20 protein-coding genes and 2 pseudogenes are annotated in these 25396 nt (G+C 71.8%); 15 read left to right on the forward strand and 7 right to left on the reverse strand.

Features of this window, described 5'->3' with window-relative positions; genetic code table 11:
• Positions 1-222: 222 nt before the first annotated feature.
• The 10 genes from V5O46_RS04950 to V5O46_RS04995 all read left to right on the forward strand — a co-directional run bounded on the left by V5O46_RS04950 (position 223) and on the right by V5O46_RS04995 (position 11980).
• On the forward strand, positions 223-1941 hold the full coding sequence (locus V5O46_RS04950; protein ID WP_332883157.1) for a class I adenylate-forming enzyme family protein: 1719 nt from the start codon (positions 223-225) through the stop codon (positions 1939-1941).
• A 2-nt stretch (positions 1942-1943) separates the two neighbouring features.
• Positions 1944-2987 carry a methyltransferase gene (locus tag V5O46_RS04955; protein WP_332883158.1) on the forward strand — a complete coding sequence of 348 codons (1044 nt, stop codon included), beginning with the start codon at positions 1944-1946 and terminating at the stop codon, positions 2985-2987.
• Positions 2988-3004: 17 nt separating this feature from the next.
• Positions 3005-4975 carry an FAD/NAD(P)-binding protein gene (locus tag V5O46_RS04960; protein ID WP_332883159.1) on the forward strand — a complete coding sequence of 657 codons (1971 nt, stop codon included), beginning with the start codon at positions 3005-3007 and terminating at the stop codon, positions 4973-4975.
• Positions 4972-6381, forward strand: coding sequence for a class-II fumarase/aspartase family protein (locus V5O46_RS04965; protein ID WP_332883160.1), 1410 nt, complete (start codon positions 4972-4974; stop codon positions 6379-6381). Before V5O46_RS04960 ends, V5O46_RS04965 begins: the two co-directional genes overlap by 4 nt.
• A 34-nt stretch (positions 6382-6415) precedes the next feature.
• The gene (gene metK / locus V5O46_RS04970) at positions 6416-7636 is read left to right on the forward strand and encodes a methionine adenosyltransferase (protein ID WP_332883161.1); all 1221 of its coding nucleotides are present in this window, start codon (positions 6416-6418) and stop codon (positions 7634-7636) included.
• A gap of 688 nt (positions 7637-8324) precedes the next feature.
• A complete protein-coding gene (locus V5O46_RS04975) occupies positions 8325-9056 on the forward strand; it encodes an AfsR/SARP family transcriptional regulator (protein WP_332883162.1) in 732 nt (243 codons plus the stop codon).
• A 52-nt stretch (positions 9057-9108) separates the two neighbouring features.
• Positions 9109-9699 carry an RNA polymerase sigma factor gene (locus V5O46_RS04980; protein ID WP_332883214.1) on the forward strand — a complete coding sequence of 197 codons (591 nt, stop codon included), beginning with the start codon at positions 9109-9111 and terminating at the stop codon, positions 9697-9699.
• Positions 9696-10496 carry an MGMT family protein gene (locus V5O46_RS04985; protein WP_332883163.1) on the forward strand — a complete coding sequence of 267 codons (801 nt, stop codon included), beginning with the start codon at positions 9696-9698 and terminating at the stop codon, positions 10494-10496. Before V5O46_RS04980 ends, V5O46_RS04985 begins: the two co-directional genes overlap by 4 nt.
• Before the next feature lie 37 nt (positions 10497-10533).
• Positions 10534-11082, forward strand: a complete 549-nt coding sequence (locus V5O46_RS04990; protein ID WP_332883164.1) for a methylated-DNA--[protein]-cysteine S-methyltransferase — start codon at positions 10534-10536, stop codon at positions 11080-11082.
• A 226-nt stretch (positions 11083-11308) separates the two neighbouring features.
• Positions 11309-11980, forward strand: coding sequence for a chloramphenicol phosphotransferase CPT family protein (locus V5O46_RS04995; protein WP_332883165.1), 672 nt, complete (start codon positions 11309-11311; stop codon positions 11978-11980).
• Here the strand turns inward: V5O46_RS04995 and pcp are convergent.
• Positions 11958-12583 (reverse strand): annotated as a pseudogene (gene pcp, locus V5O46_RS05000) (pyroglutamyl-peptidase I). The gene V5O46_RS04995 and the pseudogene pcp sit on opposite strands and share 23 nt — an antisense overlap.
• Positions 12583-12823: pseudogene (locus V5O46_RS05005) on the reverse strand (5-oxoproline transporter, DUF979 family subunit); the annotation flags it as partial. The pseudogenes pcp and V5O46_RS05005, both read right to left, overlap by 1 nt.
• A 303-nt stretch (positions 12824-13126) precedes the next feature.
• On the opposite strand from V5O46_RS05005, the gene V5O46_RS05010 reads away from it, so the two are divergent.
• Positions 13127-13951 (forward strand): glutamate ABC transporter substrate-binding protein, encoded by an 825-nt coding sequence (locus V5O46_RS05010; protein WP_332883166.1) that lies wholly within the window; start codon positions 13127-13129, stop codon positions 13949-13951.
• 28 nt (positions 13952-13979) lie between these two features.
• On the opposite strand, the gene V5O46_RS05015 is transcribed toward V5O46_RS05010, so the two are convergent.
• Positions 13980-14669 (reverse strand): response regulator transcription factor, encoded by a 690-nt coding sequence (locus tag V5O46_RS05015; protein ID WP_332883167.1) that lies wholly within the window; start codon positions 14667-14669, stop codon positions 13980-13982.
• A 353-nt stretch (positions 14670-15022) separates the two neighbouring features.
• On the opposite strand from V5O46_RS05015, the gene V5O46_RS05020 reads away from it, so the two are divergent.
• The 3 genes from V5O46_RS05020 to V5O46_RS05030 all read left to right on the forward strand — a co-directional run bounded on the left by V5O46_RS05020 (position 15023) and on the right by V5O46_RS05030 (position 19700).
• Complete coding sequence (locus V5O46_RS05020; RefSeq protein WP_332883168.1) at positions 15023-17764, forward strand: SpoIIE family protein phosphatase; 2742 nt, start codon at positions 15023-15025, stop codon at positions 17762-17764.
• 213 nt (positions 17765-17977) lie between these two features.
• Complete coding sequence (locus V5O46_RS05025; protein ID WP_332883169.1) at positions 17978-18508, forward strand: regulator component; 531 nt, start codon at positions 17978-17980, stop codon at positions 18506-18508.
• Complete coding sequence (locus V5O46_RS05030) at positions 18495-19700, forward strand: MAB_1171c family putative transporter (protein WP_332883170.1); 1206 nt, start codon at positions 18495-18497, stop codon at positions 19698-19700. Before V5O46_RS05025 ends, V5O46_RS05030 begins: the two co-directional genes overlap by 14 nt.
• 129 nt (positions 19701-19829) lie before the next feature.
• Here V5O46_RS05030 and V5O46_RS05035 read toward each other — a convergent pair whose 3' ends face one another.
• Positions 19830-20651, reverse strand: coding sequence for an SDR family NAD(P)-dependent oxidoreductase (locus V5O46_RS05035; protein ID WP_332883171.1), 822 nt, complete (start codon positions 20649-20651; stop codon positions 19830-19832).
• Positions 20652-20918: 267 nt separating this feature from the next.
• Between V5O46_RS05035 and V5O46_RS05040 the strand changes: the two genes are divergently transcribed.
• Positions 20919-22604, forward strand: a complete 1686-nt coding sequence (locus tag V5O46_RS05040) for a hypothetical protein (protein WP_332883172.1) — start codon at positions 20919-20921, stop codon at positions 22602-22604.
• Positions 22605-22673: 69 nt separating this feature from the next.
• Here the strand turns inward: V5O46_RS05040 and V5O46_RS05045 are convergent, their stop codons facing one another.
• From V5O46_RS05045 to V5O46_RS05055, 3 genes are read right to left on the reverse strand one after another with little or no spacing between them, the layout of a single operon-like run.
• On the reverse strand, positions 22674-23930 hold the full coding sequence (locus V5O46_RS05045) for an NAD(P)/FAD-dependent oxidoreductase (RefSeq protein ID WP_332883173.1): 1257 nt from the start codon (positions 23928-23930) through the stop codon (positions 22674-22676).
• Positions 23927-24340, reverse strand: a complete 414-nt coding sequence (locus tag V5O46_RS05050) for a GtrA family protein (RefSeq protein ID WP_332883174.1) — start codon at positions 24338-24340, stop codon at positions 23927-23929. The genes V5O46_RS05045 and V5O46_RS05050 overlap by 4 nt, the downstream gene beginning before the upstream one ends.
• The gene (locus V5O46_RS05055; protein ID WP_332883175.1) at positions 24327-25331 is read right to left on the reverse strand and encodes a glycosyltransferase family 2 protein; all 1005 of its coding nucleotides are present in this window, start codon (positions 25329-25331) and stop codon (positions 24327-24329) included. Before V5O46_RS05055 ends, V5O46_RS05050 begins: the two co-directional genes overlap by 14 nt.
• Positions 25332-25396 lie beyond the last annotated feature (65 nt).

Consider the following 25396-nt stretch of genomic DNA (forward strand, 5'->3'; position numbering starts at 1 on the left):
ACGGCCTCCAGCCTTCTCCTGATCGAACCGGTGCGATCGTTGCAACCCGCTCTGAAGAACGAAGCAAGATCGGCGACCTGGGCGGCTTTCCATCGGCCCTTTAGCAGCCAGTTGGAGACTCCGCCACGAACCCTTTACCGAACCGCTGGGGTATCACGGCCCGCGATGTCTCACCGGTGATCGAAGAATTCGGAGCATCACTGCGGAGTGTGAGGTATTCCTATGTTCCTGTTGGGCACACACAGGTCCGTCGCGCAACGCCTGCGCCTCCATGCAGACCGGGATCTGGGGGCGGGGAACTTCTTCTGGCACGCGTGGCGCACAGCCCGTGACCGGGACCGTCCGCTGCTGTTCCACCCCGACGTGTCCTCCCCCACCTGGGTGACGGACGAGCCCAGGGCGATGTCCCTGGACGACGTGCGCGTCGCCGTGATCCGCTACGCCCACTGGTACCGCGGCCGCGGGGTGCGGCCCGGGACGCACGTGGGCCTGCACACTCGGGACGGGCTGCTCGGCCTGATCCACCACATCGCCGTCACGGCACTCGGCGCCGCCGCCGTGCACTGCAACCCCAGGATGGCCCCGGCGACGGCCGCCGAGTACTTCCTGCGCACCCGGGTCACGGTGCTGGTGGGCGACGGCGACCTGCTCAAGGGCCTCGCGGACGCATGGGAGTCGGACGCACCGGGGAAGGCCACGCCCGAGGTCGCGGACATAGCCTCGCTCGCCGTCACCACTCCGCTGCCGCCCCGGCCGCTGCCCGGCTTCCCGCACCGGCATGCCTACGAAGACCTGATCATGATCTCGCACTCGTCGGGCACCACCGGCCGGCCCAAGGCCCCGGTGTTCCACCACGGTTCGTTCTTCGCCGGCAAGCGGGAACGGCTGTGGTCCTTCCCCTCGCTGCGCTCCGACCGGCTGCTGACGGCACTGCCGCACAGCCACTCGGCGGGCATCAGCTATCTCAGCCTGGCGATCCTGCTCGGCATCCCGACGCTGATCCTGGACGACGCGAGCGGCGGGGCCGTGGCCCGGGCGGTCAACCTGTTCCGGCCCACCACCGTGCTGGCCTTCCCGCTCACCCTGGCCGAGATACCCACCGAGGAGATCGCTCCCGAGGCCGGCCGGCACATCCACACCTGGCACGGCATGGGCGACGCCTCCCACGAGCGGCACATCCGCCCGCTGATCGCCCTGGGCCGACGCACCGAGAACGGAAAGGTGCTGAACGGCTCGCGCTACCTCGACGGACTCGGGTCGTCGGAGATGGGCATGGTGCTGTTCAAGCAGGCCTACACGCCCGAGACGACCCGGTACGCACGCCACATCGGACTGCCCGCCAAGGTGGTGCGCAAGGCCGCGGTGCTCGACGAGCGGGGCCGGGAACTGCCCGACGGGCAGGCCGGCCGGCTCGGAGTGCAGACCCCCAGCATCACCGCCGGCTACCTGGACCAGCCGGACCTGACCGAGGAGTCGAAGGTCAACGGGTACTTCCTCACCGGCGACATCATGCGCCGCGACAGCGACGGCACCTGGTACCACCTCGACCGCACCCCCGACGTGATCCACACCGTCGACGGGCCGGTGCACAGCCTCCCGGTGGAGGAGGTCGTCCTGCTCGCCACGCAGGCGCTGGACACGGCGGTCGTGGCGGTCGACGATCCCGGCTCCCCGGGCCACTCCCGTCCCCTGGCGGTCGTTCTGTTCGCCGACGGCACCGCGCGCGATGCGGCCCCGCTGCTCGAGACGTGCAACACGGCCCTGGCCCGTGCGGGCCTGGCACCGCTCGGCGGGCTGCTGCTGGCCGCCGACCGCTCCGAACTCCCCGTGGGCGTCACGGGCAAGGTCCTCAAGCGCCTGCTGCGCGAACGCCTGGCCACCGCCCTGTCCCGCACCGGCGACCCCGCGCTCGCCGTGTCCGCCCCCGTACGGAAGGTCTGATCATGCGCCGGAGCGAGACGACGGCGGCACGTCAGGTGGTGGATCTGATCACCGGCACGTGGCGGGCCCAGGCCCTGCACGCCGCGGCCGCCCTGTCCCTGCCCGACCACGTCGCCGCGGGGCACGGCACCGTCCCGGAGCTGGCCGAACGCACGGGCGCCAGTGAGGACGGCCTCGCGCGGCTGCTGCGGCTGCTCACGGCACTGGGGGTGTTCACCGGCGACGAGGAGGAGGGCTACGGGCTCACCGACGTGGGCGCACTCCTCGTCACCGGCGGCGAACAGTCCATGCGCGACATGGTGCTGCTCTACGGGGAGGAGTTCCACCGCGCCTGGGGTGCGGTGGTGCCCGCGATCCGCACCGGAACCTCCGGCTTCGAGCACGCCTTCGGCACCTCGTTGCACGCCTATCTGCGCGACGAGCCCGACGCGGGACCGCGGTTCCTGCGCGCCATGAACGCGGGCAACGTGTTCTTCCCCGAGGCCGCGGCGGCCTTCGACTTCACGCGGGCGCAGACCGTGGTCGACGTGGCCGGCGGCAGCGGCCTGCTGCTGTCGGCGGTGCTCCAGGCCCACCCCCACCTGACGGGGACCGTCTTCGACCTGCCGCACATGCTGCCGGTGGCCGAGCGGCACCTGAGCGCCGCCATCGGCGCCCACCGCTACGAGACGGTCGCGGGCGACGTCTTCGACAAGGTCCCCGCGGGCAACGACGTGTACCTGCTGTCCCGGGTGCTGCAGGACTGGGACGACGAACGATGTGTGACGCTCCTCGCCAACATCCGCGAGGCCATGGCGGACACGGGTCGGCTGCTGGTGCTGGAGAGGGTCGTCGCCACCGGCGACACGGCGCCCGTGCTGCCGCTGCTGTGGGACATGCATCTGCTGATGGCCGCGGGCGGCCGCGAGCGCACCCTCGACGGTTACCGCTCCGTCCTGGGTGCCGCGGGCCTGCGCCTGGAGAGCGTGCACTCCCTCACCCTCGAGACGAGTCTGCTGGTCGCCGCACCGGTGGGAGGCAGCTCCCCCGTCCCTGCCCTCCCCTGACCCCATGGAGTACACCTATGCCCAGCGGTGACCTCGACCTGTGCCTCGTCGGTGCGGGACCGCGCGGTCTGTCGGTACTGGAGCGGCTGTGCGCCAACGAACGCTCCGCGCCCGCTCACCGGGCGGTCACCGTGCACGTCGTCGACCCCTACCGTCCCGGAGCCGGGCGGGTGTGGCGCACCGGACAGCCGCGTGTGCTGCTGATGAACACCGTCGCCTCACAGGTGACCGCGTTCACCGACGCCAGCGTGGAGATGGAGGGCCCCGTCGAGCCGGGCCCCAGCCTGTACGCCTGGTCGCGCACGCTCGGTTCCGGGTCCGGCGAGGCGACGCTCTACGACGAGGCCGTGCTCACCGAGGCACGCCGGCTCGGCCCGGACGACTACCCGTCCCGTGCCTTCTACGGCCGTTACCTGGAAGACGTCTTCGCCCGGGTGGTGTCCGGCGCGCCGCCGCACGTACGGGTGCGGGTCCACCAGGCCCGGGCCGTCGCCCTGCGGGAGCGGCCCGGGGACGGCGCGCAGCAGGTCGTCCTGTCCGACGGGGAGGTCCTCGACGGCCTCGACGCGGTCGTGCTCTCCCAGGGCCACGTGCCGACCGACGTCTCCTCCGACCAGCGGCAGCTCGCGCAGCGCGCGCGGGCCCACGGGCTGCTGCACGTCCTGCCGGCCAACCCGGCCGACCTGGACCTGTCGGACGTGCGGTCCGGCGAGACCGTGCTGCTGCGCGGCCTCGGCCTGAACTTCTTCGACCACATGGCGCTGCTCACCTTGGGCCGCGGCGGACGCTTCGACCGCGTCGGCGAACGCCTCGCCTACCGCCCCTCGGGCCGGGAGCCGCGCATCGTCGCGGGCTCCCGGCGCGGCATCCCCTACCACGCCCGCGGCGCCAACGAGAAGGGCGCGCACGGCCGTCACGAGCCGCGCGTGCTGACCGAGAAGGTGGTCGCGGCGCTGCGGGAACGCGCGGTGGACGGCGAGCGCGTGTACTTCGGCGCCGACCTGTGGCCTCTGATCGCCCGGGAGGTGGAGAGCGTCTACTACGGGGCGCTGCTGGCCGCGCGGGGCCGGGAGGCCGAACGGACGGAGTTCGTCGAGCGGTTCGTCTCGCTGCCCGAGGGTTCCGCCCGCACCGACGAGCTGCTCGACGCGTACCGCATCGCACCGGACGAGCGGTGGGACTGGGAGCGGATCTTCCGGCCGCACGGCGACGGGGAGTTCGCCGACCGGGCGGAGTTCCGCCGCTGGATGCTGGAGCACCTGCGCCAGGACGTGCGCGAGGCCCGTGCGGGCAACGTGAGCGGGCCGCTCAAGGCGGCGCTGGACGTGCTGCGCGATCTGCGCAACGAGGTGCGGCTGGCCCTCGACCACGGCGGCCTGGACGGCAACTCCTACCGGGACGAGGTCGAGGGCTGGTACACCCCGCTCAACGCCTTCCTGTCGATCGGCCCGCCCTTCTCGCGCATCGAGGAGCTGATCGCGCTGTCCGAGGCGGGTGTCCTGGACCTGATCGGGCCGGGCATGAGGGTGCGCATCGACGCCGCGACGGGAGCGTTCGTCGCCGAGTCGGACGTGGTGGGGGGCGCTCCCGTGCGCGCCAGGGTACTGGTCGAGGCCCGCCTGCCGGAACCGGACCTGCGCCGGACCTGCGATCCGCTGCTGCGCGGGCTGCTGTCCACCGGGCAGTGCCGTCCGTTCCGCATCCCCGGTGCGTGCGGCACGAGTTACGAGACGGGCGGGCTGGAGGTCACGGAGCGCCCGTACCACCTGGTCGACGCCTACGGCCGCAGGCATCCACGGCGCTTCGCGTACGGGGTGCCGACGGAGGCGGTGCACTGGGTGACGGCGGCCGGCATCAGACCAGGCGTGAACTCGGTGACCCTGGGCGACTCCGACGCCATCGCGCGGGCGGTACTGGCCCTCACCCCCGCCCGCGCGGGCGCCTCCCGGCGGCGTTCCGGCAAGACACTGACGGAGGCACCGGTATGACGGCACACCCGGCGGGACCGGACACCGGGCTGCTCTCCCCGGTACGGGCGGGCACCCCGGTGGAGCGGGCGGTCGGCGACGAGGCCTGGATCCAGGCGATGCTGGACGCGGAGGCGGCGCTGGCCCGCGCCCAGGCCGGACTCGGCACGCTGCCGGCGCGAGCCGCCGCGGCGATCACCAGGGCCGCCCGCGCGGAGCGGCTCGACCTGCGCCGGCTCGCCGTCGAGGCACGGGAGAGCGCCAACCCGGTGGTGGGCCTGGTCCGCGCCTTCACCGCCGCCGTAGCCGAGGAGGACCCGAAGGCCGCCGAGTACGTGCACCGCGGTTCGACCAGTCAGGACATCTTCGACACCGGCGCCATGCTGGTCTGCGACCGGGCGCTGCGCCTGGTCCACGCCGACCTGCTGCGCACCGCGACGGCGCTGGACCGGCTGGCGGCACGGCACCGGGACACGCTGATGGCCGGGCGGACGCTGACCCTGCACGCCGTTCCCACCACCTTCGGGCTCAAGGCGGCCGGCTGGGGACTGCTGGTGCGCGAGGCGGCCGGCCGCGTGGACCGGCTGCTCGACGGCCGGCTGCCGGTCTCGCTCGGCGGTGCGGCGGGCACCCTGGCCGGCTATCTCGAGTACTCGGCCGTGGACGGCGCGCCGGCCGCGGACCCGGCGGCGTACGCGACGGCGCTGTCCAAGGCGTTCGCGGCCGAGACCGGACTGGCCACGGCCCCGCTGCCCTGGCACGCGCTGCGCTCCCCCGTCGCCGACGCGGCCTCGGCCCTGGCCTTCGTGACCGGGGCGCTGGGGAAGATCGCCGTGGACGTGCAGTCGATGGGCCGCACCGAAGTCGGTGAGGTCGCCGAGCCGCCCGTGGCCGGGCGCGGCGCCTCCTCGGCCATGCCGCACAAACGCAATCCGGTGCTGGCCACCCTGATCCGTTCGGCCGCGCTCCAGGTGCCCGCGCTGGCGGGTGCGCTGACGCAGTGCCTGGTGGCCGAGGACGAGCGCTCGGGCGGTGTCTGGCACGCCGAGTGGCTGCTGCTGCGGGAGTGCCTGCGGCTGGCGGGCGGTGCCTCGCACACCGCCGTCGAGCTGTGCGAGGGGCTGGTCGTCCACGAGGAGCGGATGCGGGCCAACGCGGCCGCGACCGGCGCCCTGATGTCGTCCGAGCGGATCGTCGCGGTCCTGGCACCCAGGCTCGGCAGGGCCACGGTGAAGCGGCTGCTGTCCGAGTCGGCCGGTACGGCCGCGCGCACCGGGCGGCCCCTGGCCGACATCCTCGCCGAACACCCCCGGATCGGGCCCTCACTGGACCCCGGGGAACTGGCGGAGCTGCTCGATCCCGCCACGTACACGGGCGCCGCCGCCTCCCTGGTGGACCACGCCCTGGAACGTCACCGCACGTCCTGATGCACGCCCCGTCGTCCCGACCCCTGGAGTTCTCATGCCTGCCCGGCTCTTCACCTCGGAATCGGTCACCGAAGGCCATCCCGACAAGATCGCCGACCGTATCAGCGACACGGTCCTCGACGCCCTCCTCGCCCAGGACCCCGCGTCCCGCGTCGCGGTGGAGACCCTGATCACCACCGGTCAGGTCCATGTCGCGGGCGAGGTCACCACCAGCGCGTACGCCGACATCCCCGCCCTCGTCCGCGAAGCCGTACTGGAGATCGGCTACGACTCCTCCGCCAAGGGCTTCGACGGCGCCTCGTGCGGCGTGTCCGTCTCCATCGGAGCGCAGTCCCCCGACATCGCCCAAGGCGTGGACACCGCCTACGAACAGCGGGTCGACGGCGCTTCGTCGGCCAGGGACGACCGGCCGGCCCTCCAGGGTGCCGGCGACCAGGGTCTGATGTTCGGCTACGCCTGCGACGAGACGCCCAGCCTGATGCCGCTGCCCATCTTCCTGGCCCACCGCCTGTCGCGGCGCCTGTCGGAGGTCCGGCGCGACGGGACCGTGCCCTACCTGCGCCCGGACGGCAAGACCCAGGTCACCATCGAGTACCTGGGCAGCAAGCCCAAGCGCCTGGACACCGTCGTCGTCTCCTCCCAGCACGCCGGTGACATCGACCTGGACTCCCTGCTCACGCCCGATGTGCGTGAGCACGTCGTCGAGCACGTCCTGGACGAACTGGCCCATGAGGGCATCAAGCTGGAGACCGAGGGCTACCGCCTGCTGGTCAACCCCACCGGCCGCTTCGAGGTCGGCGGCCCGATGGGCGACGCCGGCCTGACCGGCCGCAAGATCATCATCGACACCTACGGCGGCTACGCCCGCCACGGCGGCGGTGCCTTCTCCGGCAAGGACCCCTCCAAGGTCGACCGTTCCGCCGCCTACGCCATGCGCTGGGTCGCCAAGAACGTCGTCGCCGCGGGGCTGGCCTCCCGGTGCGAGGTACAGGTCGCCTACGCCATCGGCAAGGCCGAACCCGTCGGTCTCTTCGTCGAGACCTTCGGTACCGCCACCGTCCCGCAGACCGCCATCGAGAAGGCCGTGACGGACGTCTTCGACCTCCGCCCGGCCGCGATCATCCGCGACCTGGATCTGCTGCGTCCCATCTACACCCAGACCGCCGCCTACGGGCACTTCGGCCGCGAACTGCCCGACTTCACCTGGGAGCGGACCGACCGCGTCGACGCGCTGCGCCGGGCCGCCGGGCGGTAGCCGTCCCCCCGGACGCGGCCCCGGCCCCTGGCGGGCCGGGGCCGCGTCGTCGTCTCCTGACGGGCCTGGGCCCGAGTCGTCCTACGGCGCGCGCTCGGGGAACGGCCGACCGCCCGCATCAGAGGTGCCCACGACCCGGACGCCGCGGGTCGAACAGCCGCCGGACCACCCGCCCGGACACCGGGAAGAAATCGGTCAGCCGATTTGATTCCTCATCACCCGCCCTTCGGTTCGACACCGGTACGGCGCAGCGCCTGTATCAGGCGGCCCTGGTCGGCAGCTCGGCGCTGGACGCTCCGGCCGTCCGACGACGAACACGCCCGCGCCCCTGCAACACCCTGCCGCTGGACGGTGTTTGTCTCAGTATGGACGACAAGTCAGAGCGACGGACGTCGGCACCCGGGCCGTCACGCGCAGGCCGCGCGGAGTGGCCACCGCGCGGCCCGGGAGCCCCGGAGCCCGACTCGGGTGCGCTCCGGCGGCGGTCGCCCTCGAGCGTGAATACCGGGAAGAGAATCGTTCGGCCGACCTGATTCATATCCACCTCTCTTTTGTTTGACGCCGATGCGACGCCCACCTATTCTTATCCGGAAATAGAATGCCAGTTCGAAGTGTTGCGTCATGACGAGGATAGGAACCCTTCATGAACTCAGGTATTCTCGGCCCTCTCTTACTGTCCGATCTTGAGGTGAATCTGGTACCGAGCGCGCCGAAACCGCGCCAGCTCCTCGCATTCCTGATGCTGCACGCGCCGCAGATGGTGCGGGCCAGCGACTGCATCACCGAGTTGTGGGGGTCGACTCCCCCCAAGAGCGCGATGTCCACGCTCCAGACCTACGTGCTCCACATACGGCAGGCCCTGCGCGGCCCCCACAGGGACCGCAGCCACCTGCTCCTCACCAGGAACCAGGGATATCAGCTCGCCCTCGAGACGACCGACTTCGACCGCTTCCGGTTCACGGAGCTGACCCAGCTGGGACGCCTGGCAGCCGCCGCCGGGGACGACCGGACGGCGTCGAAGGCGTTCGCCCTGGCACTCGCGCAGTGGCGCGGGCCCGCACTGTCCGACGTCAGCGCGGGCCCCCTCAGCTCACCGCACCTCGCGGAACTGGCGGAGACCCGGCAAGGGGTACTGGAACAGCGCATAGAGGCCGATCTGGCGCTCGGCAAGCATCGTGAGCTGGTCGAGGAGCTGAGTGATCTGGCCGCGCGCCACCCCACCCACGAGAACGTGCACGCTCAGTTGATGGTGGCGCTGTACCGCTCCGGCGAGCGCAAACGCGCCGGCGACGTCTTCCACGGCCTGCGCCGGGCGCTCGGCGACACCCTGGGGATCGAGCCCGTCCCCCGGATGCAGCGCCTGTATCAGGCGGTCCTGGTCGGCAGCTCGGCACTGGACGCTCCGGCCGTCCGACGATGACCGCGCCCGCATGTCTGCAACACCCTGCCGCTGGACGGTGTTCGTTTCCATGATGGACAACGAGGCAGAGCAGCTGACCGATCTCCTGGCGGCGCACCTCGACGCCGGCTTCACCGAGCTGGTCCGGGTGCACGCCGGGGCGGTGCACGCGTTCCTGTACCGGGTCTCCGGCTCCCCCGCCGAGGCGGACGACCTGGGGCAGGACACGTTTCTGCGCGCCTACACGGCCCTGCAGGGGTACGCCCCCGCACGGCGCCGTGAGCTGCGTCCCCGCGCGTGGCTGATGACCATCGCAGCGAACGTGTGGCGCAATCACGTCCGCACACGGAAACGGCGTCCGGTCACGGCCGGGCTGCCCGTGGAGGAGACCATGGACGTCTGGCCGGACCACAGCCCCGGCCCGGAGGAACGTGCGGTGACGACGGAGGACCGGTCCCGCCTTGTCACGGCACTGTCGGCCTTACCCGAGCACCATCGCATACCGGTCGTGCTTCACCATGTCATCGGAATGAGTTACACAGAGGTGGCCGAGGTGCAGGGCTGCGCGGTCGGCACCGCCAAGGCGCAGGTCTCCCGTGGGCTGGCCGGCCTGCGGCGCCTGCTCGAGCCGCAGCCGGCAGCGCTGAAGGAGGTGACGATGTGAACGAAGGCAGCGGCGACGCGGTCACGCGGCGTCTGCCGGATCTCGCATCGGCTGCACCGGAGGACTTCGCGCTGCGCGTGCTGCGCCGGGTGGGCGTCTCCGAGGACCGCTACGACAGCTATGTACGCCTCGACACCGCCGCGGGCGGACTGTTCGTGGCTGCGAGCCCACAGGCCGTGACCGGTGCCTGCCTGGACTCGGCGGGCCTGACCGGGACCGCCTTCGAGGAGCTGCACCGCGCGCGCACCGGTCGCTCGGCGATCCCGGGCAGCAAGCCGTTGCCCGGGCTCATCCCCGCGCTGCGGACGGGCCGGGCCCAACGGCTGGCGATCCACCTGCCGGGTCTGCCGGAGAAGCAGCGCGCGATCCTGGAGGCCGTCCGGAACATCCCCGCGGGGCAGCTGCGGCCACTCAGCTGGATCGCCCGCGAGGCCGACGCCGACACTCCGCCCTCGGCCTCCGACGTCCTGCGCGCGCTGGCGGCCAACCCGGTCGCCGTGCTCATACCCTGCCACCGGGTCACGCACGACAACGGATCGCCCTGCGACGCCGCGTACCTGCCGAAGGCCGGCGCGGCCCTGCGCCGGGCCGAGCACATCGACATGCGCCGGGTGACGGAGCTGTCCCGGGCCGGCGCGGTGTTCCTCGGCAGCGACACCACCTACGTCTACTGCCACCCGACCTGCGCCCACGCCCGGCGCATCACTCCTCGGCACCGGGTGCACTTCCGCACCGCGCAGGACGCCCGCGAGGCGGGTTACCGGGCCTGCAAGAGCTGTCGGCCCATCACCGTCTGACCCGGCGTGCCACAGAGCACCACAGAGAGGTCCTCCCATGCCCACCCCACCCACCGCGGCACTCGCCTCGCACGACACCCCGCTGGGCCCCCTGACCCTCTCGGCCACCGACGACGCCCTGGTGCTGTGTGCCTTCGACGACCGCGAACAAGCGGTGGCCCGGATCACCCGAGGTGGCCTCACCGTAGTGGACGCGGACGTCGCCGCCCCCGCCCAGCTGCGGATCCTCGAGGAGGCGTGCCGCCAGCTGGACGCGTACCTCGGAGGCCGCAGCCGCTCGTTCACCGCACCGACGGACCTCCGCCTGGCCACACCGTTCAGCCGCGCGACCGTGGAACGGCTGGACGGACTCCTTCCGTACGGGGTGACGGGCACCTACGCCGAGCTGGCCGCCGCGCTCGGACGGCCGCGGGCCGCACGGGCGGTGGGCACCGCACTCGGCGCGAACCCCCTGTGCGTGATGCTGCCCTGCCACCGGGTCGTCGGCGCGGGCGGTCGCCTGACCGGATACGCGGGCGGTGTCGCGGCCAAGCGGTTCCTGCTCGACCTGGAGTCCGGCCGCACGACGGCCTCCGCCTCCCCTTGAACCGGCGGGCGCCGGAGTACATCCCCCGTCCCCGGCGCCCGTCCCTGTCCCTGTCCCTGTCCCTGTCCCGTCGCCGTCCCCGTTCCCGTTCCCGTCCACGACACGACCACGGCACGTGACGCCGGGGGCGTTGCCGTCACCCCGCCCCTGCTGTCGCCGCACGCCTGCGCGGAGATCGACGCGCTGCCCGCGCTGCGCCGGGGCAGCACCATGTGATCATGCGGGTATGACACCTGGTCGGATCATCTTCCTGAACGGAACGTCCAGCTCAGGGAAGTCGAGCATCGCGCGCGAGCTTCTGAGCGTCCTGGACGACGGTGTCTTCTTCCACCTGGCAGTCGACGCGTTCAACGCGATGCGCAGCAGGCGCGAGCTCGGAGCAGAGGAGCTCGACGCCGCGCTGCGGCGCACCCGGCTGGGCTTCCACCGCTCGATCGCGGCCATGGCCGAGGCGGGCAACGACATCGTGGTCGACCATGTGCTGAGCGAGCCGTGGCGACTGCTCGACTGTCTGACGGTGCTGCGGCCCGAGGACGTCCTGTTCATCGGCATCCACTGTCCGCTGGACGAACTGGCCCGCCGTGAGCAGGCCCGGGGTGACCGCCCTCCGGGCCTTGCGGCGCACCAGTACGGCCTGGTGCACCGGCACGGCGACTACGACCTGGAGTTCGACACCAGTACCGCGAGCCCGGGCGAATGCGCCCGGCGGATCAAGGAGTTCCTGCCGCACCGGCCCAGCCCCACCGCCTTCTCCCGCCTCCGCCGGCGCTACCTGACCGAACGGCGGGCGTCCCCCGACGGGGCCCGGCCGCCGCCGAGCGCGGGTCCGTACGCGTCTGCGCCGACCCCGTCGGCAACCAGCGGCCGGACGGCCGTCAGTGTGTGGCGCCCTCGGTGACCCGGATGTCTTCGGTGGTGTGCGCCGCGGTCAGGGGGGCGCGCGCAAGCCCTCGGCCATCGGCAGCACGGGCAGGGAGGGCTCGGCACGGTCGAGGTCCTGCTCCGGTGCCCACGGCAGGTGCACGAAGCCCCCTCGGATCGAGGGGGAGCGGGTCGCCGCGAGGCGGCCCAGACCGTGGGCGACGTGGTTGCACACGAAGGTGCCCGCCGTGTTGGACACGGCCGCGGGCACCCCAGCCGCGCGTACGGCCGCGACGCAGGCCTTGAGCGGGAGGGAGGTGAAGTACGCCGCCGGTCCGCCGTCGATGACGGGCCCGTCGACGGGCTGGGCCCCGGCGCTGTCGGGGATGCGGGCGTCCTCGATGTTGACGGCGACGCGTTCCACGGTCAGTCCGGTACGCCCGCCCGCCTGGCCGACGCAGACCACGGGTTCCGGCTCGGTCCGCTCGATCGTCTCGCGCAGCCGGACGATCGAGTCGCCGAAGACGCACGGCAACTCCTCGGCCACGACCCTCAGGCCCTCCGGCAGCGTCCGAGGGAGCAGTTCGACGGCCTGCCATGACGGATTGATCCGCTCCGCCGGGTCGCGACGGCTCGCCAGAACGCGAACATTGCCATGATCACGATGTTGCAGCCGAGGAGGCCCCGGCCGTCGGGATCTGCGCCTTGATCACCCCGTACTGGTCCTTCAGTTCGAGGAGTGTGGCGGGAACGATGTTGAAGTTGGCCGCCATCGACTGCAGAGCGTGCCGCAGAATCCGGCGAGCATGCCCGATCGGAGGACCGCGGGCGCGTTCCCGTTCATCTGCTCCAGGAGCACGGGCCAGCCGACCGACCCCGAGCGGGCCGCTGCAACGAGGGTGGTGCCCGGACACTAGTGGATCGTTGGACGATCCGACAGGAGCATCTCTGGCTCATGGGAGCCGTACACAGGTGGATCAAGGGTCACGAGGAGCTGCACGTGTAAGCCGTCATCCGATGCTCAAATCCAGCTCAAATCGTCTGCCGCTGCGCGCACCGCGTGTGCTTAGGTTCCCCCCAACCCGAGCACGACGGGGCGCGGCCCAGGGGCTCGCGTTCGGTGGCAAGCCGTGCGGCAGATCAGCTGCCCCGTCGTGCCGTCGAACGAAGGGAAAAACACCTCATGCAGTCTCGAATGGCCGTCGCCGCTTCCGCCTCCGCGCTCGCGCTCACCGTCACGGCCACCGGCTGCTCCGAAGAGCAGGACTACGGTCTCGGCGAGCGAGTCAGGATCGGCATCAAGTTCGACCAGCCGGGCCTCGGACTGGAGAGGACCGACGGATCGTTCACGGGCTTCGACGTGGATGTCGCCAGATACGTGGCCAGAGAACTCGGCTACGACAAGGATGACATCGAGTTCAAGGAGACGAGAAGCGCCGACCGTGAGACCGCGCTCAACTCCGGTGACGTCGACTTCGTCGTCGCCACGTATTCCATAACCGATGCCCGCAAGGCACAGGTCGATTTCGCGGGTCCCTACCTGCTGGCCCACCAGGATCTGCTGATCCGCATCCGCGGCGACATCAAGGAAGTCGCTGACCTCAACGGCAGGAAGCTGTGCTCGGTCACCGGCTCCACCTCCGCGCAGAACGTCAAGAAAAACCTGGCCCCGAATGCGGAGCTCACGGAGGTCGACTCCTACTCCGAATGCCTCGAGGCACTCAAGAACGGTGACGTCGACGCGGTGACCACGGACGACGCGATCCTCGCCGGATATGCCGCACAGGACCAGTACGTGAACAAGTTCGAGATCGCCGGACTTCGGCTGAGCAACGAGAACTACGGAATCGGCGTCAAGAAGGGCAACACCGCCCTCGTCGACGGGATAAACAGCGCCCTCGAGAAGATGGTCGACGACGAGTCCTGGTACCGGGCCGTTCTCGACAACTTCAGCCCGGCCAACTACAACTACGAGCCCGCCCCCGGCATCGGCGTCGTCGTGAAGTGAGGCAGGCCCGCCGTCCCGCCGTGCCGTCCTACCGCTCCGGGAGGACGAGGCGGTAGCCCACCCCGCGGACGACCCCGATGAGCTCCGGCGTCCGCAGCTTCGCCCGAAGGGACGCCACATGCACCTGGAGGGTACGCTCGGCCCCCTCCCAACGGCTCTCCCACACCTCGCTGATGATCTGCTCCCGACGGAAGACGACCCCGGGCCGCTGTCCCAGCAGTGCGAGCAGGTCGAACTCCTTGCGCGTCAGGTGCACCACCGAGCCGTCCACCCTCACCTGGCGGGATGTCAGATCGACCCGGACGGGGCCGAGCAGAAGGTCGTTCCCTCGCACGTCGCCGCCCTCCGCAGCCGCGGCCCTCCGGCTGACGGCGTGGATGCGAGCGATCAGTTCCCTGGTGTTGAAGGGCTTCACGACGTAGTCGTCGGCACCGCGGTCGAGGCCGTGCACCCGGGACCGTATGTCCGCGCGTGCGGTGACCATGATCACCGGGGTGCCGGTCCATCTTCGGATCCTGCCGCATACCTCGTATCCGTCCTGGTCCGGCAGGCCGAGGTCGAGCAGGATGACATCGAACGGGTCGCTGTCCGGCGCCATCAGGGCCTCCATGGCCGCCCAGCCGCTGGAGGCGTGCACCACCGTGAATCCGTGCCGAGTCAGTATCGCCGACACCGCGGCGGCCACGTGGTTCTCGTCCTCGACCAGCAGCAGTCTCATCCCGGCTCCCTGAGGTTCGTGAATCGCTCGGACGCGCACCGTGGGGGTGAATCCACTCCGATTCCGTGAACCGCGTCAAGACCGCTTCCAAGATGCGGACACAGGAGATCGGCCGCGCCCGGGGATCGGCATTTCCCTACCGCCGAGTAGGCGCTTGTCGATGCCTCTGCCCGGATACCCGACCGGTTCCCGGCCGAAATTCCTCAGATTCTGCTCAGATTCGGTGACGCCGCATGTACCGCCTCACTAGCGTCCTCCCGACCGGTGCGGGCGGAGCGGTTCTGCGGCACCGCCTCCGGCAATCGGGTCCTGCCTGCACCGTCCCTGACTCCTGGACGAACGGAAGCCGGGCAATGGTAGAAAGGAATATGGTCCGAAAATTTTGGATCAGTCGCCCCGACCGGCGGAAGAGCCGTCCGGCCGGGTCCGTCTCCGGCCTTCGCCGCCGCCCGATCGAGAGCCTCCGCACGGTCGCCGGGCAGGTCTTCCTTCTCCAGGTCGCGATCGTGGCGCTGCTCGTCGTGGCCACGGTCTTCGCGCTGGTTCTGCAGTCCCGGAGCGACGTCAGGCACGAGGCGCGCAATCTGTCCCTGTCCGTCGCCGAGACGTTCGCGAAGTCTCCGGGCATCGTCGAGGCCATGAACAGCTCCGACCCCTCCGCGGAGCTGCAGCCGGCGGCCGAGGCGGCCCGGCGGGCGACGGACGTGGACTTCATCGTCGTGACGAACGAGGACGCGATCCGCTACACCCACCCGCTGCCCGACCGGATCGGCCGGGAGTTCGTCGGCACCATCGAACCGGTGCTGGAGGACGGTGAGGTCGTGGTCGAGTGGATCACCGGCACCATCGGCCCCCTGGTGCAGGCGATCGTTCCGATCACCGACGACTCCGGCAGTGTCATCGGGACGGTGACCGCCGGGATCACGGTGGAGCACGTCAGCGGTGCGGCCGACCGCGAGCTGCCCGTCGTGCTCGGTGCGGGCGGGGCCGCCCTGCTCGCCTCGGTCGTCGGCACGGGGCTGATCAGCAGGCGGCTGCGGCGCCAGACCCACGGGCTGGACCCGGCCGAGATGACGCGGATGTACGAGCACCACGACGCGGTGCTGCACGCCGTCCGGGAGGGTGTGATCATCGTCGGCGGGGACCGCCGCCTGGTGCTCGCCAACGACGAGGCGTGCCGGCTGCTGGGCCTGCCCACGACCGGTATGGAAGGACGCCCGGTGGTGGATCTGGGGCTCAGCCCGCGGCTGACCGAGCTGTTGTGCTCCGGGAGCCCGGCCACGGATGAGGTGCACCTGTCCGGTGACCGGCTGCTGGCGATCAACCAGCGCCCCACGGACCAGGGCGACGGCCCGCCGGGCACGGTCGCCACCCTGCGTGACACCACGGAACTCGAGGAGCTCACCGGACGGGCGGACGCGGCGCGGGCCCGGCTGCGGCTGGTGTACGAGGCCGGACTGCGGATCGGCAGCACCCTGGACGTGGTGCGGACCTCCGAGGAGCTGGCGGACTTCGCGGTTCCGCAGTTCGCCGACTTCGCGACCGTGGACCTGCTGGAGCGGGTGCTGTCCGGCGACGACCTCAGGTACGCGGGTACGAGCACCTACCCGATGCGGCGCATCGCCGTCTCCGGCGTCCAGGACGACGCTCCGCTCTATCCGCTCGGTTCCGTGATCGACTTCGTTCCGGCCACGCCGCAGGCCGCCGGCTTCCACAGCGGGCGGGGCGTGCTCGAGGCCGACCTGACCACCTTCTCGGGCTGGCAGGAGCAGGATCCGCCCCGGGCCCGCCGAATGGTGCAGTACGGGCTGCACTCGATGATCAGCGTTCCTCTGCAGGCCAGGGGCGATGTCCTGGGCGTGGTGACGTTCTGGCGGTCCCGCAGGCCCCAGCCGTTCGACGCCGAGGACGTCTCCCTCGCCGAGGAGCTCGTCGCCCGGGCCGCGCTGGCCGTCGACAACGCCTGGCGCTACACCCGCGAGCACACCACGGCGATCACCCTCCAGCGCAGCCTGCTCCCCAGCGTGCTGCCGGAGCAGCAGGCACTCGACGTCGCCCATCGCTATCTGCCCGCCCATGCCGGTATGGGCGGCGTCGGCGGCGACTGGTTCGACGTCATCAGGCTCTCCGGAGCCCGGGTGGCCATGGTCGTCGGCGATGTGGTGGGCCACGGCCTGCACGCGGCGGCGACGATGGGGCGGCTGCGTACCGCGGTGCACAACTTCGCCGCCCTCGACCTGTCCCCCGACGAGCTGCTGTGGCATCTGGACGAGCTGGTGACCCGGATCGACCAGGAGGAGGCCGACGACGACGCGCGGGCGATCACGGGCGCCACCTGCCTCTACCTGATCTACGACCCGGTCTCGCGGCGATGCACCATGGCACGCGCCGGCCACCCCGGACCCGCCGTGGTCCGCCCGGACGGCAGCGTGGAGTTCCCCGAACTGCCCGGCGGACCCCCGCTCGGCCTGGGCGGACTGCCCTTCGACACGGTGGAGTGGGAGCTGCCCGAGGGCAGCCGGCTGGTGCTGTTCACCGACGGTCTCGTCGAGAACCGGGAACGGGACATCGACACGGGGCTGGACCTGCTGCGCAGCACCCTGGCGGCCGGGCCGGCGGCACCCGAGGAGACCTGCGACGCCGTGCTGGAGGCGCTGCTGCCCGAGCGGCCGCGCGACGACATCGCGCTGCTCGTCGCCCGCACCCGGATCCTGGACGAGACCAAGGTGGCCGACTGGGACGTGCCGTCCGACCCGTCCGCCGTGTCCGCGATGCGCGAGGCCGTCTCCGAGAGGCTCGCCGCATGGGACCTGGACAGCCTGGGGTTCACCACGGAGCTGATCCTCAGCGAGCTGATCACCAACGCGATTCGCTACACCACCGGCCCCATCCGGCTCCGGCTCGTCCGGGACCGCTCACTGATCTGCGAGGTGGCCGACTCCAGCAGCACCTCGCCCCATCTGCGGCACGCCGCGATCACGGACGAGGGCGGGCGCGGACTGTTCCTGGTGGCGTCCGTCGCCGACCGGTGGGGAACCCGGTACACCACCGGAGGCAAGGTCATCTGGGCCGAACAGCCACTGCCCCGACGATGACAGAGTTTGAGCCAAAGCCGGGTGGGAGGCGGGGCTGACCTTGGTCACGGCGGGGGGACGGTGGTTAGGGTCGGGGGGAGGCTGGGAACCCCGCGGCGGGCCGGGAAGACACGCGACCGGTCGTCATGGGCGCGTGGCGGCGGTGCACTTCGGAGTCGGATCCAAGGTGTCCTTCCCCCGTGCTGTCTCCGTCGGAGGGAGGAAGGACGGCGAGTGAGGACGACCGGTGAGTATCTGGAGCTGCAGCGCCGGTGCACGGCCCTGCTGCGTGATCTCGGAGTGGAGCCGTGGCTGCCCTTCGACGCGGTCGTCAAGCGGGTGGAGGAGCTCAGGGGGCGTCCGGTCGTCCTCCACGAGCTGCCGGAACAGCTCGCGGTGCACGGGGTCTGCGGGCTGTGGCTGGGCACCGACGACGGCGACCACATCTTCTACGAGCCCCGGACCGCGCCGCTGCACCGGGAGCACATCATCCTCCACGAGATCGGCCATGTCCTCTGCGACCACCACCGCGGCGGCACCGCCGACCCCGCCGACCCCGGTGGCCTCGACGGTCCGTCGCCGGGCGAGCTCCGGGCGCAGGACGTCAAACGGCTGATGGCCCGTACCAGTTACACCAGCAGCGAGGAACAGGAGGCCGAGATGATCGCCAGCCTGATCCAGAGCGCCGGGGAGACCGGGCGCCCGGCCGGTGCGCTGGGGCGGCTCGGTTCCTTCCTGGGTGTGTCGGTCGATGACCGCGACTGAGCTGGCGGACCTGGCGGCGGTCTGCGGTCTGGCCGCCATGTGGATCGCCCTGGTCTGGCGGGCGTGTCCCGCGCTGCGGCTGCCGAACCAGCGGGGGCTGTGGTTCACGGTCCTCACCGCGGCGGTCGCCACCACCTTGTTCCAGCCAAAGGTGGTGCACTGGCTGACCGATCTCGGCGCCACCACGCACGCGGTCGCGCTGGCCCGCAATCTGATCGGCGTGCTGAGCGCGGGACTGGTGCTGCTCTTCATCGTCGACGCCACCCGGACCCGGCATCTGCGGGTGCTCGTGGTCGTGGGACTGGTGGCGGCGCTGGGTTCGCTGCTCGCCCTGGATCTGCTGGGCTCCGGCCAGGGCGGCGCGGCGTCGCCCGCGCAGTCGCCGGCCACCTCGCAGTCCCTGTACTGGCTGGTCCTCGTCGTCTCGCATCTGATCGGTGATACCGCCGCCGTCGTCGTCTGCTGGCCGTACAGCCGCCGGACGGACGACCGTGACCTCGTGTGGTCCCTACGGCTGTTCGCGGTGGGCAGTGCGCTGGCCCTGGTGTTCTGGGCCGGGTATCTGTTCCATCTCTTCGTGCGCATGCCGGGCCTGCTGCCCTATCTGTCGATCGTCATCAGTGTGCACGGCCTCTTCCGGGCGGCCTCGCTGCTGGCGCCGACGGCCACCTCACTGGCCCGCTCTGCGGCGGCGCTGCGGACCGTCTGGCGGCTGTGGCCACTGTGGCGCGATCTTGTGGTCGCGGTGCCCCAGGTGGCCCTCGCCCGTCCGCAACAGAGCCGGGTGCGGGAGGTGCTGTGCCCGCGGTCCCGGCCGGCGCTGCAGGCGCACCGGCAGATCATCGAGACCTACGACGCACTGCTCGAACTGCAGCAGCATGTGCGGCCGGACGCGTACGAGACGGCGTACCGGGAGGCGGGCCTGGCCGGGCTGCACGGCGAGCGACGTACCGCGGCGGCACTTGCCGGGGCGCTGGACCGGGCCCGACGGGCCAGGCTCAGCGGCGCGGCGCCGTCCGAGCCGTGTCCGCTGCCCGGTGTCGACCGGGGCAGCCCGGCGACGCTCCTGGCGATCGCCCGGATGTGGCCCCCGGCGGCCGGCCCGACCGAACGAACCGGAGCGACCGGATCAACCGGACCGCCCGGATCGACGGGCCCCGCGCCGGACCCCCTCCGGGCCCGGCGCGGGTGACGGGCGACCGGCCCGGCCGACGGATGCGGCGGATGCGGCGGATGCGGCGGATGCGGCGGATGCGGCGGATGCGGCGGATGCGGCGGATGCGGCGGATGCGGCGGATGCGGCGGATGCGGCGACGGAGCGTCAGACTGCGGTACCGCCGCGCGGCTCGACCCGGAAGTCGAAGGCGACGGTGCCCGGGTCGACGGCGGTCGCCCCGCCGTCCACGGGAAGCACCGCTCCGTTGACGAAGGACGCCGCCGGGGAGAGCAGCCAGCCGATCGCCTCGGCGACCTCACGCGGTTCCCCGGGCCGGCCCGCGGGCAGGAGCCGGGTCGCCTCCCGGTAGGCGGCCTCCGCACCGCCGTCCCCCAGGTGGGCCTCCTGCGCGAAGCGCGCCATGCGGCGGTCGGCCATCTCGGTCCTGATCCAGCTGGGGCACACCACGTTGGCGCGCACCCCCTGGCGCCCGTAGTCGACGGCGACGGAACGGCACAGCTGCAGCAGGGCGGCCTTGGAGCTGGCGTACGGCGCGTTGGCCGTGCCGTTGCGCAGAGCGGAGACCGAGGCGACGCCGACCACCGCGCCGCGGGTCCGCAGCAGGTGCGGCATCGCCTGGCGCAGCAGCAGCATCGGCCCGGTGACGTTGGTGCGCATCACCTCGTCCCAGTCCTCCGACGACAGGTTCCCGGCCGTTCCCCCGCGCCCGATGCCGGCGTTGAGCACCAGCCCGTCGAGCCGTCCGTGGGTGTCGAGGGCGGTGCGGACGAGGCCCTCGACGGCGGCGGGGTCACCCGCGTCGGAGGGGCAGGCGAGGGCCCCGGTCTCCTTCTCCAGCCGGAGCAGGGGTTCGGCCCGGCGTCCGGAGGCGACCACGTGGTGGCCGCCCTCGCGCAGCAGTCTGGCGGTGGCCTCGCCGATGCCCGAGCCGGCGCCGGTCACGATGACAACTCGCTCGTCCGTCACTCTCGTTCGTCCCCAGTCCTAGATCGCACAACGGGGCCGATGCTAGCCGGGTGCGCCGGTCACCCGGACGGTGACCGGCGATGTTCGGTCAGGCTCTCATCCCCGTGCCGCCACCGGATCCGCGGCGACGACCGTGCGTCGGATCCTTGATGCACCGGGTGCTGGCGGGGGATTTCCGCACGAATTCCAGGACAATTCAAGGTGTCCGGAAAATGAATCACTCGACTGTGAAAGGCAATTCCCGGTCTGCTGTTAATGTCCGCCCTCGTGACCAAGGTGCTGATATCGCGCTCACGGGCCGGACGCCGGGCCCCTGTTGCGTGGGTGACCGTCGCTACGGCGGCGGCCGGGCTGCTGGTGTACTCCGTGATGACGGCCCGGCTGCACGGGGACATCCGGTATCTGCTGGCGTGCCTGCGCAGCGGTGAGACGGCCGGTTTCTCGCCGTCGGAGATCTTCACCCACCGGCCCTATTTCTACCGGTGGTTCATATACGGCCTCGATCAGCTGACGGCCGGTCCGACTGCGGTCCGCGAGGCGATTCTGCGGGCCGTCGGCGTGCTGCTGTGCCTCGCCACCGGCCTGACCCTGCGGGCGGCGCTGCGGCGGCGCGGGCTGCCGGGGCGGGATGCGGATCCGACCGGCGCCGTGGTGGCCCTGGTCCTCGCGCTGGCGCCGCGCACCGACTTCCTGCAGCCGGAGTGGACGGCCGCGCTGCTGTCGGTCCTGGCGGTGGCCGCGGTGCTCGCCGTGGAGCGGCCGCTGCCCGCGGTGGCGCTCGGGGCGGTGCCGCTGGGCCTGGCGGTGCTGATGAAGTACTCCACCGCGGCGACCGCGCTGATGGCGCTGCTGGTGCTGTTCGCCGTCGACCGGATGCGTGCGCTGCTGCTCGCCGCGGCGACGGGGGCGTGCGGGGCGGTGCTGCTCGGGTTCAGCCTGTGGCAGGGTTCCCGGGAGTGGCAGTGGATCCGGGACATGCCGCGGATCAACCAGGGATCGCTGTCCCGGCAGGGCGTGCGGCCCGGGGAGTTGTTCGCCCGGTCGGTCGACTTCCTCGCGGACCGGGCGGTGCTCAGCCCGGTGCTGCTCCTGCTGCCCGCGGCGCTGCTTCTGCTGCTGGTCTGCCTGCCGGACCGGCGGGAGCGGGCCCGGTGGGCGTTGGTGGCGGTGGCGACAGCCGCCGTGGGACTGGGCGCGGTGGTGGTGCAGGGCAACTGGTTCGTCTACCACGCCGCCGCGCTTCCGGTGGCCGCGGCCGCGGTGTGGGGACTGGCGGTGGCCCGGTGGTACGGGGTGCACGGGCGGGCACCGGTGTGCTTCCTGGCGGCCGGTGCCGCCGCGGCCGTCCTCACGCCGCTGTACTCCGCCGCGCCGCAGGCGCTGCAGCGCTCGGCGGTGGTGTGGGCGGCCGGGCTCGTCGCGGTGGGCGCCGCCCTGCTCGACCTGCGGGCGGCCCGCCGCGGTGCCGGGTTCCGGCTGCCGCCCGCCGTGCCGGGGGCGGCCGTTGTGGCCCTGGTCGCGGTGACCGTCTGGCCGGCCTCCCCGCATCTGATGGACCGCGGCCGGGTGGGTCCGACCAACGCGGACTATCTGCGGACCTCCGAGGCGAAGGCCGGGGCGGCGGCGGAGTTGCGGCGGCGGCTGCCGGACGGGGCACCGGTGCAGTACCTGGCCTTCGGCGACGTGGCGTACTTCGTCGGGCACGCCTCGCCGTGCCGCTACCCGATCCCGACGTTCCTGCAGCGCACCCGCTATCTTCCGGACGTCGGCACCCTCGACAGCTACGCCGAGAACGCCCGCTGTCTGGACGAGGACCCGCCGGAGTACGCGGTGCTGGACCGCGGCTGGTTCCCGCCGGCCAGGGTGGACCGGGGGCTGGCCCGGCGGATCGAGGAGCGCTACGACTGTCCGCCGGCGCCGGTGGACCGGCTGGTGCTGTGCCGCCTGCGGTGACCGCGCGCGGCACGCCGGGTCACCGCAGGCCGCCCCGGTCACCGCAGACCGGGTCACCGCGGGCCGGGGTCACCGCAGGCCGAGCCGCTCGGTGACCCGGTGCGCCATCTCCACCGCGTAGTTCTGGCCCCGGTCCTGGGGGTAGACCTGCGCCATCGTGGCCAGCGTGACCCTGCTCATCGCCGTCTCGTGCGGCGGGATCAGCGCCCGGTACTCCGGGGTGACCACGGGCTGGGCGCAGGGGGCGCGGGAGAAGTGCCAGTCGGTGATCCAGGAGGGGTCGAAGTCCGGGTTCAGCCGCTGCAGCCAGGGCGTGTACGCGCGCAGCAGGTCCTCCGGGTCGGTGGTGAAGCGCCAGTCGTCGCGGGGTACGTAGTTGCCGACGTACACGATGTGCCGGCCGGCGTACTCGGCCCGGTCCACCATCCGGGTGTGCTCGACGACGGCGAGGAACGGGAAGTCGGTGTCGTTGACGTTGAGCCAGTAGTACGGGACGAGGCTGCGGTCCAGCTCCAGCACGAAGCAGGTGGCGCCCAGGTACTGGTTGCGCCACAGCACGTCGTCGTCCGGCAGGCCCGCGGCCCGCGCGAGGACCGGCTGCGGGGTGGTGACGATCAGCCGGTCGAAGCCGTACGAGGAGCCGTCCCCGGCGGTCACGGTGACGGTGTCGCCGTCCTGCCGGATCCGCTCCAGCCGCTTGCCGAACTCGATCTTGCCACCGCGGGCCGCGACCGCGTCCGCGAGCGCCGCGTACACCTGCTCGAACCCGCCGTGCACATAACCCAGTTCGAAGGTGCGGCAGTGCACCCGGGCCCACAGCCAGGCCATGGACACCTCCTCGGCGCGGTCGCCGAACTTGCCGCGCAGCAGCGGCTCCCAGATCTCCTCGGTGGCCCGCCGCCCGGCCCAGCGGCGCAGCCAGCGCAGCGCCGTGCGGTCGTTGAAGCGCTCGCCTCTGCGGACCGCCTTCAGCGCGGCGGAGGAGACGGCGAACCGCAGCGCGGGCAGCGGCGGCAGGAAGCGCAGCATCTGTGCAGGCGTGCTGAAGGGGCGCAGCCGTCCGCCGCGGAAGATTCCGGTGGTGGGTTTGTGGAAGCGCAGGGATCCGCCCAGGCCGAGCTCCTCGATCAGCTCGATCATGGCGTGGTCGGAGCGGAAGATGTGGTGGTAGTAGCGCTCGAGCGGGGTGCCCTGCACGGTCAGCGACGCGGCCAGCCCGCCGAGTTCGTCGGCCGCCTCCAGGACCGTGACGGAGTGCCCGGCCCTGACCGCGTCGTAGGCGGCGGTCAGCCCGGTGGCGCCGGCGCCGATGATGCCCAGGTTCACGCGAAACTCCACTTCCGGTTGAGCAGGAACTGCACCGCCAGGACCAGCGGCAGGGAGGCGGCCTTGACCAGGTTCGGGTCGGTCCCGAGCCGGCCGGCGAAGAGCCAGAGCAGCCCGAAGGTGAGCGCGATGCCGCACATCCCGACGGCGTAGAAGCGCACGAAGCGCCGCAGCAGCCGGTCGCGCCTGTCGAAGGTGAACACCGCGTTGAGGACGAAGTTGTTGGTGATGCCGAGGGTGGTGCCGACGCCGTTGGCGAGCTGCTCGTGCCAGCCGAGCACGTTGTGGAGCAGCGCGAAGGCGGCCAGGTCGAGGGCGACGCCGGTGCCGCCGACGAGGGTGTAGCCGGCCAGCTGCCGCAGCGGGCGGGGGCGCTCCTCGGCCGGGGCGGGCGTGTCAGTCGCCGTCATGGCGCACCACCTGCCGGACGATGTACAGGGGCCGGCCCTGCGCCTCGCTGTAGGTCCGCCCGATGTAGGAGCCGAGCACCCCGAGCGACAGCATCTGCACCCCGCCCAGGAACAGCACCACGACCATCAGCATCGTCCAGCCGGACACGGTGATGTCCGGCCGGAACACCTTCATCGCCAGGGCGTAGACGATGCCCGCGAAGGACAGGGTCAGGACGGCGAACCCCAGCCGGGTGATCAGCTTCAGCGGGACCGTGGAGAAGCCGGTCATCCCGTCGACTGCCAGCCGCGCCATCTTCCGCAGGGGGTACTTGGTCTCCCCCGCGAACCGTTCGTCGCGGTCGAAGAACACCTCGGTCTGGGTGAAGCCCATCGAGGCCACGATGCCCCGCACGAACCGGCTGCGCTCCCGGTAGCGGCGCAGCTCGTCGGCGACCCGCCGGTCCAGCAGCCGGAAGTCCCCGGTGTCCAGCGGGATGTCGACCTCCGTGCAGGCCCGGAGCACCCGGTAGTAGGCGGCGGCCGTGGCCCGCTTGAACCGTGTGTCCCGGCGGGAGCGGCGCCGTGCGTGCACGATCTCCGCGCCGTCCCGCCAGGCGTCGATCAGTTCGAGGCTCACCCGCGGCGGGTCCTGCAGGTCGGTGTCCATCACGATCACGGCGTCACCGCGGGCCTCGTCCAGTCCGGCGGTGATGGCCATCTGGTGCCCGAAGTTGCGCGCGAGGTCGACTATGCGCACGCGCGGGTCGTTCTTGGCCAGGTCGCGCAGGATCGCCAACGAGGCGTCGGCCGAACCGTCGTTGACGTACACCAGCTCGAACGACAGCTCCGGGCGGGTGCGGAGGGCGGCGGCCAGTTCGTCGTGGAAGCGCCGTATCCCGTCCTGTTCGTCGAACACCGGCAGCACATAGCTGACGAGTGTCGTTCCCGTGGCTGCGGTCGCCCGGGGGCGCGGCACCGTTGCCGGCGCGGCGTCGGATGTGTCTGGCATGCGGGGACGTTAGGGACTGTTGCTGAACGGGGGGCGAACAGTCGATGGTGCCTCTCGTTCGAACA

Source organism: Streptomyces poriticola (assembly GCF_036689765.1).
Lineage (GTDB): Bacteria > Actinomycetota > Actinomycetes > Streptomycetales > Streptomycetaceae > Streptomyces > Streptomyces poriticola.